This is a genomic window from Zoogloea sp. (genome assembly GCF_030157465.1).
Classification (GTDB): domain Bacteria; phylum Pseudomonadota; class Gammaproteobacteria; order Burkholderiales; family Rhodocyclaceae; genus Zoogloea.
This window is the reverse complement of record NZ_JAOAUU010000171.1, coordinates 16,219-29,407: the sequence shown is the minus strand read 5'-3', so window position 1 is coordinate 29,407 and position 13,189 is coordinate 16,219. Positions and strand designations below refer to the sequence as shown.

Below are 13,189 nucleotides of genomic sequence, written 5' to 3'. Positions count from 1 at the left end.
TTCTTTGCCTTCTTTCTTGTCGTACAACAAGAAAGAAGGTCGCCCGCCGGGGGCGGAGGCGGGGTTTCGCGGAGCATCGCTCCGCGCCGCCGTAGCCGGCCGGGTGTGCAAACCCGGCCGTGGGAAACCCCGGCCAACGTAACGCCAAACACGGGAAAGCCCGCCGGCCTTGGAGAACCTGACCTTTCGCGGGGAAAACACTTTCCGCACTTAACGCGAATAGAGCGATTTCAACCACCCGTCCGCGCTTTGAATCGCAGGCAAGTCGCTGATCAGCCTCCGCGGGCGACTGAAGTCGCCCCTACAAAATGGGCGCCTATTAACCCGCAGCCGTCCGCCCGGCCATGCGCCCGAAGAAGGTGGAATCCCCCAGCGACAGCCCCGAGCTGTAGCCTTCGCCCCAGCGCGGCAGGCCGCAGGCGCTGCGGCCCGCGGCGAACAGGCCCGGAATCGGCTGGCCGTCGCCATCGAGCACCTCGCCGCCGGGGCGGGTGGCGAGGCCGCCGAGGGTGAAGGCGTGGGCTTCCAGGTCGGCGTTGCAATAGCTGATGGCGGCAAAGGGCGCCTGGGTGAGCGGGCGCAGCCAGTCGGCGGCCTTGTGAAAGAGCGGGTCGCGGCCTGCTTCGGCCTCTTCGTTGAAGGTCTTGACGGTGTGCACCAGGCTGCCCGCCGGCAGGCCCAGCTCCTGCTCGACTTCTTCCCAGGTCTCGCCCACGGCGGCGACGGTGACGTCCGGCTTGATCACCGGCCGGCCGAAAATCCCGTCATCCACCAGCAGCCAGGCCTTGCCCTCCGGCTGGCGCAGCACGTAGTGGGCCACCCGGCCGTGGTAGGCGTCCTCGTTGATGAAGCGCTCTCCGCGCCCGTTGATGAAGATGCCCTTGACCAGGGAGGCCGGCGGAAAGAAAGGCACCGTGGCAAAAAATTGGTCCATGTGGATGGCCGCGCCGCCCACCGCCATGCCCATCCGGATGCCCGAACCGTCGTCATTGCCGCCGGACACCTCCTTGTTGCAGACCAGCGCGCCGGGGGTGAAACGGGCCAGCATGGCCTTGTTGAGAATGAAGCCACCGGCGCACAGGATCACGCCCTTGTGCGCCCGGATGAACTTCTCGGCGCCATCCATGCGGGCCACCACGCCGGCCACCGCATGGGTGTGATCCAGGATCAGGGTGAGGGCACGGCTGTCGGTGTGCACCTCGGCCCCCAGCTCGGCGGCCCGGGCGCACAGCTTTTCCATCAGCACCTTGCCGCCGCCCCAGCCCACAAACTGGGCGGTGTGGCCGCGGGGCGCCGGGCGGGCCTTGTCGCGGAAGGGCCAGGCCTGCTCGCTGCCGGACCACAGCAGGGTGTCGTCGCTGGTGGGCTCGATCCACTTGCCCGGCAGGTAGCTGCCCTTGAAGGGCACGCCCTGATCCTGCAGCCAGCGAAAATGAGCCTCGGCCCCATGGGCGTAGGCCTGCACCCGCTCACCGTCGGCACCCGGGCCGCCGGCCATCATCAGGTAGGCGGCCAGATCCTCGGTACTGTCCTCGAAGCCATGAGCCCGCTGCACGCTGGTGCCACCGCTGCCGCCCACGTACACCTCGCCGCCGGACCAGGCGGCACTGCCACCGCCGGCCGACGCCACCTCCAGCACCCGCACCCGGGCTCCGGCCTGGCGGGCCTCGATGGCGGCACAGGCGCCGGCGGCACCAAAGCCGACGACGAGCACATCGGTCTCCAGATCCCAATGGGGAACATCCTGGATGAAGCAGGGGCGGGCGGGGCTGAAACGGCGGGGTTGGGGCATGGTGTTCTCCGGGGATGAAGCGGGTTTTCAGGGGGGTGAGTCGGATAAGGTGACTTTGCTGGGGGGCTTTCCGTTGTTTGGGGTTACGTTGGCCGGGTCTCGCCCCGGCGGGCGACCTTCTTTCTTGCTTCGCCAAGAAAGAAGGCAAAGAAGGCGACCCGGCCACCCCGGTCATTCGCTTAAGCGAATGACTGCCCTGCGCTGCTCACGCCAGGCGGCCGGCGCGGAACTCGCCCTTCGGGCTCAAACAGCCGCGCCGGACTACCCCGCCTGTCGCTGCGCTGCTCGGCGGGTCGGAACGGGCTTTGAGCAGGCACCGAGCCTCTACGGAGGGGCCGGTGGAGGAAAGACGTTGGGGTTCTGCTTTTTCTGTCGATCATCAACCCCGCTTCAGCAAAGGCTCGGTGTTTGCGGAAAAGCCCGTCCTGACCCGCCGAGCAGCGCAGCAGCGGGCGGGGCTTTCCGGCGCGGCTGTTTGAGCCCGAAGGGCGAGTTCCGCGCCGGCCGCACGCTGTGAGCAGCGCAGGGCAGTCGTTCGCAACGCGAACGACCGGGGAAGCCGGGTCGCCTTTCTTGCCTTCTTCTTTGGCGAAGCAAAGAAGAAGGTCGCCCGCCGGGGCGAGTCCCGGCCAACGTAACCCCAAACAACGGAAATCCCCCCAGCAAAGCGCCCAAACATAAAGACACTCCCGAAATCATCAAGCCACCCCGCCCGCCCGGCATCGGCCGATTGGACTAAGCCATGCCGGGGCCCCATGGCCGGATCGGGCTAGTCCGCTTTGACGATGGCCGCGCCGGGCGCCCGCGGGAATATCGGCTTCGACACCCATTTCAGCGAGGCCAGCGTGAGCGCACAAGATCAGTCCCAGACCGCCTTCGACGTCATCGTCGTCGGCTCCGGCGCAGGTGCCATGACCGCGGCGGTAACCGCCGCCGACCAGGGCCTGTCGGTGCTGGTGGTGGAAAAAAGCGACAAGTTCGGGGGAACCTCGGCCATTTCCGGCGGTGGAATCTGGATCCCCGACAACCATTACTTCAAACACATCGGTGGCCGTGACAGCCGCGAACTGGCGCTGACCTACCTGCGTGCCGCCACCGGCGGCCAGGTGGACGAGAGCCGCCTGCTGGCCTACCTGGAGCACGCCCCACGGATGATCCAGTACCTGGAAACGAAGTCCCGGGTGCGTTACGCGGTGGCCCACAAGTATCCGGACTACTACCAGCATCTGCCCGGCGCTCTGCCGGGGGGCCGCAGCCTGGACCCGGAACTCTTCGACACCAGCTTGCTGGGCGACGAGTTGAAGAACCTGCGCAGCCCGTCTCCATCAACGCTGCTGATGGGCCGCATTGCCTGGACCGCCCGCGACGCCCACAAGGCCATGGCCAAGGAGCGCGGCTGGCGCTTCAAGATCATGGGACTGATGTTGCGTTACCAGCTGGATCTGCGCTGGCGCCGCAAGAGCCGCATGGACCGCCGCGCCGGCCTGGGCAGTGCACTGGTGAGTTCCCTGCGTCGCTCCCTGATGGATAGGGATGTGCCCCTGTGGCTGAAGACCGACTTCCGGGAGCTGGTGCTGGATGGGGGCAAAGTCAGCGGCATCGTGGTGGAGCAGGGCGGTGTGCGCCGCACGCTCAGGGCCCGCAAGGGCGTGATCTTCGGCGCCGGCGGCTTCGAGCAGAACCAGCAACTGCGCGAGAAATACCTGCCCGGCCCCACCCGCGCCAGCTGGAGCGCCACCCCGCCCGGCTGCAATACCGGCGCAGCGCTGATCGCCGGCCAGGCGGCCGGCGCGGCCACCGACCTTTTGGAATGGTGCTGGTGGGCGCCCACCATTGCCGTACCGAAGGAAGAAAAGCCCCGCGGCGTTTTTGCCGAGCGGGCCTTTCCGGGGGCCATCGTGGTGAATGGCCTGGGCCGGCGCTTCGTTAACGAAGCGGCGCCCTACCTGGAATTTGTAGACAGCATGTACAAGGACAACGCGGGCAGCGGCGGCCGCAGCATTCCGGCCTGGGTGATCTTCGATGCCCATTTCCGCTTCAACTACGCGATGGGCCCCTTGATGCCCGGCCAGGTGATGCCCGACAGCCGGCTGCGCAAGGAGTGGCTCAACAGCGTTTACTGGAAAGCCGACACCCTGGCCGAACTCGCCGGGCAGATCGGCGTGGAGGCAGCCGGCCTCGCCGCCACCGTGCGGCAGATGAACGAATACGCGCGCACCGGCATCGACACCGACTTCGCCCGCGGCGGCAATGCCTTCGACCGCTACTACGGCGACGTGAACGTGAAGCCCAACCCCTGCCTGGCGCCCATTGCAAAGGGCCCCTTTTACGCCATGCGCCTCGACGCCGGCGACATTGGCACCAAGGGCGGCCTGCTCACCAATGCCGATGCCCAGGTGATCCGCGCCGACGGTAGCCCGATTCCCGGCCTGTACGCCATCGGCAACACCTCGGCCTCGGTGATGGGAACTTCCTATCCCGGCGCCGGCGGCACCCTGGGCCCGGCCATGACTTTCGGCTACATCGCCGCCCACCACATCGCCCGGGGCGCCTGAGCCCACCCACGACAGGAATCCAAGGAGACACACATGGCAGGACGCGTACAAGACAAGGTGGCCCTGGTCACCGGCGGGGCCAGCGGCCTCGGCAAGGCCACGGTCGAACTGCTGGCCAGGGAGGGCGCACGGGTGGTGATCACCGACATCGCCGAGGAAGCGGGCCGCGCCCTGGCCGGGCGCATTGGCGGCGAGGCGGTGTTTCTGCGCCACGATGCGGCCTCCGAGGCCGACTGGAAACAGGTGATGAGCGAAGTGAAGGCCCGCTTCGGCCGCCTGGACATTCTGGTGAACAACGCCGGCATCCTCATCAAGGGTTCCATCGAGGACGCCAGCCTGGACGACTGGCAGCGCCTGATGCGCGTCAATGCCGACAGCGTCTTCCTCGGTTGCCGTGAAGGCGTCGCCCTGATGAAGGAGGGCGGTGGCGGTTCCATCGTCAATATGTCGTCCATCGCCGGCCTGGCGGGCAAGGACGATTACGCCGCCTACTGCGGCTCGAAGGGTGCCATCGCCGCGCTCAGCCGGGCGGTGGCGGCCCACTGCCGGCGCCAGAAATATCGCGTCCGCTGCAACTCGGTGCACCCGGACGGCGTGCTTACCCCGATGAGCGCCGCGGCCTACCCGCCGGGGCTCGATCCGGCGCGCTTCACCATCGACGTGGACCCCATGTTCCGCGCCTGCCAGCCCGAAGACGTGGCCGCGGCAGTGCTTTTTCTGGCCTCCGACGAAGCCCGCGCCATCAATGGGATGGAATTGCGGGTGGACAGCGGCCAGTTCGTGATGAGTGTCTGAACCATGACCGAAGCCACGCTTTCCGCCATCGCCCCCACCATTCCGGCCCTGCTGTTTTCCGCCGCCCGCCACCATGGCGCGCGGGTGGCCCTCGAAGAGCCGGGCCGCCGCATCACCTACGCCGAACTGCCCGAACAGGCCCTGGCCGTAACCCGCGCCCTGATGGCCCACGGCATCCAGCCCGGCGACAAGGTGGCCATCTGGGCGCCCAACTGCATCGACTGGGTGCTGGCCGCCCTCGGCATCCACTGCGCCGGCGCGGTGATGGTGCCCATCAACACCCGCATGAAAGGCGCCGAGGCCGCCGACATCCTGGCCCGCAGCCACGCCCGCCTGCTGTTCTGCATCGGCAATTTTCTGGGCACCGACTACCCGGCCATGCTGGCGCCCGTGCGTCCGGCCTGTGTGGGCAAGATCGTGGTGCTGGGCGAGTGGCAGGAGGCGTGGCAGGGCGGCCAGCCCTGGGCGGCCTTTCTGGCCAGCGGCGCCGGCATCAGCAACGAGCAGGCCCGCGCCCGGGCCGATGCCGTGCGCCCGGACGACATCGCCGACCTGATGTTCACCTCCGGCACCACCGGCAAGCCCAAGGGTGTGATGAGCGCCCACGCGCCCACCCTGCGGGCCTTTGCCGAATACGTGCGGATCATCGGGCTGCAGGCGGGCGATCGTTACCTGGTGGTCAATCCTTTCTTCCACAGCTTTGGCTACAAGGCCGGCTGGATCACCTGCCTGATCGCCGGCGCCACCATCCTGCCCCAGCCGGTTTTCGATGCCGAAGCCGTGTTCCAGCGCATCGAGGCCGACCGCATCACCGCGCTGCCCGGCCCGCCGACCCTTTATCTGTCCATGCTGGCCCACCCCCGGCTGGCCGAGGCCGATTTGTCGTCCCTGCGCATCGCGGTGACCGGCGCCTCGACGATTCCCCCGATCCTGATCGAATGCATGCGCCGCGAGCTGGGCATCCGGGTGGTGACCACCGCCTACGGCCTGACCGAATGCGGCGGCCTGGCCACGATCTGCAACCCGGACGACGATGCCGCCACCATTGCCGGCACCAGCGGCAAGGCGATTCCCGGCACCGAGGTGTGCATCCTGGACCCGAACGGCCGGCCCTTGCCGCCCTTGGAGCCCGGCGAGATCTGCCTGCGCGGCTTTCACGTGATGAAGGGCTACTTCGAGAACCCGGAGGCCACCGCCGAGACCATCGATAGCGACGGCTGGCTGCACACCGGCGACATCGGCACTCTGGACGAGCGGGGCTACCTGCGCATCACCGACCGGCTCAAGGACATGTTCATCGTCGGCGGCTTCAACTGCTACCCGGCCGAGATCGAAGCCGCCCTGACCGGCCACCCGGCCATCGCCCAGGTGGCGGTGGTGGGCGTGCCCGACGAGCGCATGGGCGAAGTGGGCTGCGCCTGCGTGGTGCGGCGCCCGGGCGCCGCACTGGACGAAGGCAGCCTGATCGCCTGGAGCCGGGAGAACATGGCCAACTACAAGGTGCCCCGCTACGTGCGCTTCTTCGACGCCCTGCCGGTCAATGCCTCCAACAAGGTGGCCAAGAACGAACTGAGGGCGCTGGTGAGCCAGGCGGCCTGAGCTGCAGGGCCCGCCGGCTCGGTTGTCGCCGCGGAGGCTTGTCCCGGGAGTCCCATCCGGCGGACACTCTCGCCCATGAGGTTTTCGTTCCGTGATCTTGTTGCCCTGATGATGCTTGGCTTCTTCACGCTCGCCGCGTGGGGTGCCGAGGCGGCCCCGCCGGTGCGGATCGGCGTGCTGGCCTGGCAAGGGCTGGAGGAGGCGGAGATCCGCTGGTCGTCCCTGATGAACCAGCTGCAGGATCGGTTGCCGGGGCGAACGCTCGCCCTGCGCCATTTCGATGTGGCCGGCATGGCGGCCGCGCTCTCGGCCGGTGAGCTGGATTTCGTGGTCACCAACCCGGGGCATTACGTATTTCTCGAGGCGGAAAGCGGTGTCAGCCGGATCGCCACCCTGGTGGCCGATGCCTCCACCGATCCGGCCCACGTGGTGGGCTCGGCCGTGGTGGTGCTGGATGAGCGCCGGGACATTGCCGGGCTGGCCGACCTCAAGGGGCGGACCCTGGCAGCGGTGTCGACCGATGCCTTTGGCGGCTACCAGGTCATGTGGGCGGAGCTTCGCCGCCTGGGGCTGGACCCGGAGCAGGGGCAGCCCCGGCCGATGCTGACCGGCTTTCCCATGTCCAAGGTGGTGGAGGCGGTGCTCAACGGCGATGCGGATGCCGGGGTGCTGCGGGCCTGCCTGCTGGAGCGCCTCGAGCAGGAGGGCGCGCTGAGGCCGGGTCAGCTCCGGGTGTTGTCGCCCCGTTCCGGCATGAGCCGCTGTCGGGTGTCGTCCCGCCTTTATCCGGGCTGGGCCTTTGCCGCGGCGCGGCCTACGCCGCCGGCCCTGTCGCGGGATGTGCTGGTGGCCCTGCTGTCCCTTTCGCCGGATGCGGCGGGGCAATCATGGAGCGTGCCGGCGGACTACCACCCGGTGCATGAACTGCTGCAGGAGCTGCAGATCGGCCCCTATGCCTTCCTGAGGGAAACCGCCTGGCCCTCCCTGTGGGAACGTTATTGGCCGTGGGTATGCGGCCTGGTGCTGACGCTGCTGGCCTGGGGGGCTTACACCCTGCACGTGGAACATCTGGTGCAACGCCGGACGCGGGAGCTGACCCAGGCCATGGAGGCCCGTCAGCGCCTGGAGGTGCAGGTCCGCGAAGGGCAGCAGCAGATGGATCACCTGTCCCGCCTGTCCATCCTCGGCGAGCTGTCCGGAACACTTGCCCATGAACTGAACCAGCCCCTGGCGGCCATTGGCAACTATGCCCGCAGCCTGCTGCGCCGACAGGACAGCGGCAGCCTGGCGCCGGCTGCCCTGCGTCAGGCGGCGGAGGAGATCGCCAGCGAATCCGAGCGGGCCGCCGGCATCCTCGGCGGCATTCGCGCCTTTGCCCGCAAGCGCAACCGTGTCCGCGAGGCCCACGATCCGGCGGCGCTGGTCCGGGAGGCCAGCCGGCTTCTTGCGGGCATGCTGCCGGGCGTCCCCGGAGTAATGCTCCGGCAGGGGGCCGGGGCGACCGGGCTGCAGGTGTGGGTGGATCCGCTGCAGGCCCAGCAGGTCTTGCTCAACCTGTTCAAGAACGCCTGGGATGCCCAGCAGGCGGTGGGGTGCGATCTGCCCATCGAGGTCGACCTGAGCCGGGAAGGGGCGCGCTGTATCGTGGCTGTTCGTGACCACGGGCCGGGCCTGTCGCCCGAGCTGCAGGCGCGGCTTTTCGAGGCCTTCTTCACGACCAAGCCCGACGGCCTGGGGCTGGGCCTGTCCATCTGCAAGACCATCATCGAAGCGCATGGTGGTGAGATTGCCGCCAGCGAGGCCCAACCCGGCCCCGGCCTGGTCATCCGTTTCACGCTGCCCCTGGTCGATGGGGCTCCACCTCCGCCCGAGAGAGTTCATGACAGCCTCCCCTGACATGCCCGTGATCCACGTGGTGGATGACGAAGCCCCGTTCCGCCGCTCCCTGCTGTTCCTGCTCGAATCGGTGGGCTGGCAGGCGGTGGGGCATGAATCCGCCGAAGCCTTCCTCGCCGCCGCGCCGGTCTTCCCCGTCGCGGGCGGCTGCATCGTCCTTGACATCCGCATGCCGCGGCTGAGCGGGCTGGAGCTGCAGCGGCGCCTGCTGGCTGCCGGATCGATGTTCACCGTGATCTTCATGACCGGCCACGGTGACGTGGAACTGGCCGTGCAGGCGATGAAGGACGGTGCGCTGGATTTCCTGCAGAAGCCCTTCAAGGACCAGGTTTTTCTCGATGCGGTGGAGCGGGCGGTGCAGGTGAGCCTGGAGCGTCACGCCACCCAGCGCCGCCAGGATGAAGCACTGGAGATTCTGACCCGCCTGTCGGCCCGGGAGCGGGAGGTGGCCCGCCTCCTCGCCCTGGGACTGGCCAACAAGGAAGTCGCGCGTCTGCTCGGCATCAGCGACAACACCGTGCATGTGCATCGCCAGCATGTGATGGACAAGACCGCCACCGGCAGCGCGGCCGAGCTGGCCCGATTGATCCTCCGCGCCGATCCCAAGGGGCTCGACTAGACGGTTTCGGCTATTGCGCTAGCCTGATGTCCGGATGGTCGGACCCGGGGCATCTCCCTAGACTTGTGCTCAGAACAAGCGGCAGGGAGCACGCCATGAGCAGCACTGACACGGGCCGGCAGATCCGCCGGCCGTTTGCCGGCCTCGTCCTGATGGGCGCGGCCCTTCTTGCGTTGACCAGCGGCCCGACGCGGGCGGCGCCCGCAGACGGGGCTACCGTGGAGCGGGGGCGTTATCTGGCCCAGGCGGGTGATTGCGTGGCCTGCCATACGGCGGACAAAGGCGCGCCCATGGCCGGCGGCCGGGGCCTGGAGACGCCCTTCGGCAAGCTCTATTCCACCAATATCACCCCGGACCGGGAAACCGGCATTGGCAAGTACAGCTTCGAGCAGTTCGACCGGGCCATGCGCAAGGGCGTGGCGGCGGATGGCCACAACCTCTACCCGGCGATGCCTTATCCCTCTTACGCCAGGATGACGGCGGACGACATGCAGGCCCTTTACGCCTACCTGATGCAGGGCCTCGCACCGGTGAAGCAGGCCAACAAGCCCTCGGACATGCACTGGCCCTTCAACATGCGCTGGGGCCTCTCCCTGTGGAACTGGGCCTTCCTCGACACGACGCCCTTCAAGCCTGATCCAAAGAAGGACCCGGTCTGGAACCGGGGTGCCTACCTGGTCCAGGGCCTCGGGCACTGTGGCGCCTGCCATACGCCGCGGGGGCTGGCCTTCCAGGAGAAGGCCATGGGCGACGGGGGGCCGAAGGGGCGCCACTTTCTGGCCGGCGAGACCGTGGAGCACTGGCGGGCCCTGAGCCTGCGCGGATTGTGGACGGTGGACGATACGGCGCGCTTCCTGAAGACCGGGCAGAACCGCTTTGCCGCGGCCTCGGGCAACATGGCCGAGGTGATCCTGCACAGCACCCAGCACCTCAAGGATGAGGATCTGGTCGCCATCGCCACCTACCTGAAGGCCCTGCCGCCAGGAGAGAACGAACTCCCGGTACCAACGGTGCCCCGCAAGGTGGTGGCGGGCGCGCTGCCCGAGAATCTCTACAGCAGCCGGGGCGGTCTGGGATACGTGCAGTTCTGCGTGGACTGCCACCGCCAGGACGGCAGCGGTGTGCCCAAGGTTTTTCCGCCCCTGGCCGGTAACCCGGCCGTGATGACCAAGGACCCGGCCACCCTGTTGCACATCGTCCTCACCGGCGGCCAGACCGCAGCGACCGCGGCCCATCCGCGGGCCTTCGCCATGCCCGGCTTTGCCCGGCTCAAGGATGCAGAGCTGGCCGAGATCATGAGTTTTGTGCGGGCCGGCTGGGGCAATGGCGGGGCCGTGGTGAACGCGGACCAGGTGAAGAAGATGCGCGCCGCCCTGGACCCGAAGGTGGACACGAGCGCCTTCGAGACCCCACGCCTGGCCGACATGCTCAGCAGCCCCAACGCCCGGCAGCTGGTGCGCGGCATGCGCCTGCACCTGGAAACCAGGGACTTGCTGCCCCAGAACGTGGGCAACGCCCTCAACTGCACAAGCTGCCACCTCAACGCCGGTACGGTGGCCGACGGCTCGCCCTTCGTCGGCGTGTCGGCCTTCTTCCCCGGCTATGCGCCCAGGGCGGGGCGGGTGATCACCCTGGAGGACCGCATCAACGGCTGTTTCAAGCGCTCCATGAACGGCAAGCCGCTGCCGCCGGATTCTCCCGACATGAAGGCCATGGTGGCCTACTTCGACTGGATGAAGCGCGAGACCAGGCCGGAAGACAAGGTGCCGGGGCGCGGCGTGGGCAAGATCGACCGCAACATCCAGCCCGACCCGGAGAACGGCAGGAAGGTCTATGCCGACCAGTGCGCCGTGTGCCACGGCAACGACGGTGAAGGCCTGCGCCAGGCGGATGGCCGCTATGTCTATCCGCCGCTGTGGGGCGACGCCTCCTTCAACATCGGCGCCGGCATGGCCCGCACCTACACGGCAGCGGCCTTCGTCAAGCGCAACATGCCGATCGGCTTCCACGGCAAGTTTCCCCTTGGCCAGGGTGGGCTGTCGGACCAGGAGGCGGTGGACGTGGCCGAGTACTTCAGTCACCAGCCGCGCCCGGATTTTGCCGAGAAGGCGAAGGACTGGCCGAAGGACAAGAAGCCGGCCGACGCCCGCTACTGAACAACAAGAGATAACCCGGACCGAGGAGTCATCCATGTTTACATCCCCTGCGAGACCCCTGGCCTTGATCCTGTGCCTGTCCGCGTCCCTGCTGACGCTGTCGCTACAGGCCAGGGCCGCCGATGGCGAGGCCATCATCCAGAAAGGCGGCGCCAACCCGGCGGCCATGCCCTGCATGAGCTGCCACGGAGCCGACGGCAAGGGCATGGCAGCCGGCGGTTTTCCGCGCCTGGCCGGCCTGCCCGAGGCCTACATCGCCAAGCAGCTGGCCGACTTCAAGGCCGGTCGGCGCCAGAACCCCCTGATGCAGCCCATCTCCCAGGCTCTCGACGATGCAGAGGTGGCGGCCGTGGCCAAGGCCTATGCGGCCTTGCCGAGGGTTCAGGTCAAGGCCGGAACGCTAGAGCGGCCGCGGGAGGGCAGCGGTGCCTGGCTGGCCCTGCGGGGGGCCTGGGATCGCAACATTCCCGAATGCACCCTCTGCCACGGCCCGTCCGGGGTGGGGGTGGGCGATGCCTTTCCGCCCCTGGCCGGCCAGTCGGCGGAATACATCGAGGCCCAGTTGCGGGCCTGGCGCGCTTCGCCGGCCGGGCCTGCGGGCAGAAAGGGCAAGGCGCTCGCGGCCGTTCCGCCCACACGCCGGAACGACCCCAACGGCTTGATGCAGCACATCGCGGCAGACCTTAGCGAGGCCGAGATCAAGGCGGTCTCCGCCTACTTCGCCGGCCTGGGAGAAACCACGGAGCCCTTCGATGCAAGCCAGCACCGTTTGCGCTGAGCCGCAGTCCTTGCCCGTGACCCCGCCCCCCGTGACCCACCCAGGACCCGCCGCCATGAAAACCACGCTCCGCCGGCTGACTGCCGCGCTACTGCCCCTGATGGCCGCCCATGCGATGGCGGCCGACAGCACCCGCCTGGACGACCAGACCCAGCTTCCCAAAGCCCCCGCACGTCCGTCGGGCAAGGCTTACTTCCAGCCCCCGGCCGAGGCCGACATTCCCAACAACGCCTATGGCGATCTGGTGCGCCGCGGGCAGGATCTGTTCATGAACACCAGGGCGCTCGCGCCTGAGTACGTGGGCAACGAGATGAATTGCGTCAATTGCCACATCGACCGGGGCCGCAAGGCCAACTCCGCACCCCTGTGGGCGGCCTATACGATGTATCCGGCCTTCCGCAAGAAGAACAACAAGGTGAACACCTTTGTCGAGCGCATGCAGGGCTGTTTCCAGTTCAGCATGAACGGCAAGGCACCCGCTGCGGACAGCGAGGTTCTGGCGGCCCTTACGGCCTATGCCTACTGGATGTCCAGCGGCGTGCCCATCGGCAAGGTCCAGCCGGGCCGGGGCTTTGACGAGCCGCCGCCGCCCAAAGGCGGTTATGACATCGCCCGCGGCCAGCGTGTTTACGAGAAGCAGTGCGCCATTTGCCACGGGGATGATGGCGCGGGCAGGAAGGTGGGCGCCACCACGGTCTTCCCGCCCCTGTGGGGCAAGGATTCCTACAACTGGGGCGCCGGCATGCACCGCATCAACACTGCAGCCGGCTTCATCCAGCACAACATGCCCCTGGGCCGCGGCGAGACCCTGAGCGATCAGGAAGCCTGGGACGTGGCCGCCTACATCAACGCCCACGAGCGCCCCCAGGACCCCCGCCTGGTCAATGGCGACATTGACGAGACCCGCAAGCGCTACCACGCCGATGACGGTGTGAACCTCTATGGCGTGGTCGTGGGTGGCCAGAAGCTGGGGCAGGGCGTGAAGTGACTTGCCGCGGG

At 68.0% G+C, this 13,189-nt stretch carries 9 protein-coding genes; 8 read left to right on the top strand and 1 reads right to left on the bottom strand.

Going from position 1 to position 13,189, the window contains the following annotated elements:
* Positions 1–319: 319 nt before the first annotated feature.
* Positions 320–1,792: an FAD-dependent oxidoreductase gene (locus Q1W26_RS21055; RefSeq protein ID WP_300444759.1), complete on the bottom strand. Its 1,473-nt coding sequence runs from the start codon at positions 1,790–1,792 to the stop codon at positions 320–322.
* 845 nt (positions 1,793–2,637) lie between these two features.
* On the opposite strand from Q1W26_RS21055, the gene Q1W26_RS21050 reads away from it, so the two are divergent.
* The 8 genes from Q1W26_RS21050 to Q1W26_RS21015 all read left to right on the top strand — a co-directional run bounded on the left by Q1W26_RS21050 (position 2,638) and on the right by Q1W26_RS21015 (position 13,178).
* Positions 2,638–4,347: an FAD-binding protein gene (locus Q1W26_RS21050; protein WP_300444756.1), complete on the top strand. Its 1,710-nt coding sequence runs from the start codon at positions 2,638–2,640 to the stop codon at positions 4,345–4,347.
* Between the two features lie 33 nt (positions 4,348–4,380).
* Positions 4,381–5,142 carry a glucose 1-dehydrogenase gene (locus tag Q1W26_RS21045; protein ID WP_300444753.1) on the top strand — a complete coding sequence of 254 codons (762 nt, stop codon included), beginning with the start codon at positions 4,381–4,383 and terminating at the stop codon, positions 5,140–5,142.
* 3 nt (positions 5,143–5,145) lie between these two features.
* On the top strand, positions 5,146–6,741 hold the full coding sequence (locus Q1W26_RS21040; RefSeq protein ID WP_300444750.1) for a FadD3 family acyl-CoA ligase: 1,596 nt from the start codon (positions 5,146–5,148) through the stop codon (positions 6,739–6,741).
* Between the two features lie 75 nt (positions 6,742–6,816).
* Complete coding sequence (locus Q1W26_RS21035; RefSeq protein WP_300444747.1) at positions 6,817–8,637, top strand: sensor histidine kinase; 1,821 nt, start codon at positions 6,817–6,819, stop codon at positions 8,635–8,637.
* Positions 8,621–9,256 (top strand): response regulator, encoded by a 636-nt coding sequence (locus Q1W26_RS21030; protein ID WP_300444744.1) that lies wholly within the window; start codon positions 8,621–8,623, stop codon positions 9,254–9,256. Before Q1W26_RS21035 ends, Q1W26_RS21030 begins: the two co-directional genes overlap by 17 nt.
* Positions 9,257–9,351: 95 nt before the next feature.
* The gene (locus Q1W26_RS21025; protein ID WP_300444741.1) at positions 9,352–11,412 is read left to right on the top strand and encodes a c-type cytochrome; all 2,061 of its coding nucleotides are present in this window, start codon (positions 9,352–9,354) and stop codon (positions 11,410–11,412) included.
* A 34-nt stretch (positions 11,413–11,446) separates the two neighbouring features.
* Positions 11,447–12,190 (top strand): c-type cytochrome, encoded by a 744-nt coding sequence (locus tag Q1W26_RS21020; protein WP_300444738.1) that lies wholly within the window; start codon positions 11,447–11,449, stop codon positions 12,188–12,190.
* Positions 12,191–12,245: 55 nt separating this feature from the next.
* On the top strand, positions 12,246–13,178 hold the full coding sequence (locus tag Q1W26_RS21015; RefSeq protein WP_300444736.1) for a c-type cytochrome: 933 nt from the start codon (positions 12,246–12,248) through the stop codon (positions 13,176–13,178).
* The last annotated feature ends 11 nt before the right edge of the window (positions 13,179–13,189 follow it).

Coding starts and splice junctions, on each gene's coding strand:
- Q1W26_RS21055 (WP_300444759.1), bottom strand. CDS start 1,792: ATGCCCCAACCCCGCCGTTTCAGCCCCGCCCGCCCCTGCTTCATCCAG.
- Q1W26_RS21045 (WP_300444753.1), top strand. CDS start 4,381: ATGGCAGGACGCGTACAAGACAAGGTGGCCCTGGTCACCGGCGGGGCC.
- Q1W26_RS21040 (WP_300444750.1), top strand. CDS start 5,146: ATGACCGAAGCCACGCTTTCCGCCATCGCCCCCACCATTCCGGCCCTG.
- Q1W26_RS21035 (WP_300444747.1), top strand. CDS start 6,817: ATGAGGTTTTCGTTCCGTGATCTTGTTGCCCTGATGATGCTTGGCTTC.
- Q1W26_RS21030 (WP_300444744.1), top strand. CDS start 8,621: ATGACAGCCTCCCCTGACATGCCCGTGATCCACGTGGTGGATGACGAA.
- Q1W26_RS21025 (WP_300444741.1), top strand. CDS start 9,352: ATGAGCAGCACTGACACGGGCCGGCAGATCCGCCGGCCGTTTGCCGGC.
- Q1W26_RS21020 (WP_300444738.1), top strand. CDS start 11,447: ATGTTTACATCCCCTGCGAGACCCCTGGCCTTGATCCTGTGCCTGTCC.
- Q1W26_RS21015 (WP_300444736.1), top strand. CDS start 12,246: ATGAAAACCACGCTCCGCCGGCTGACTGCCGCGCTACTGCCCCTGATG.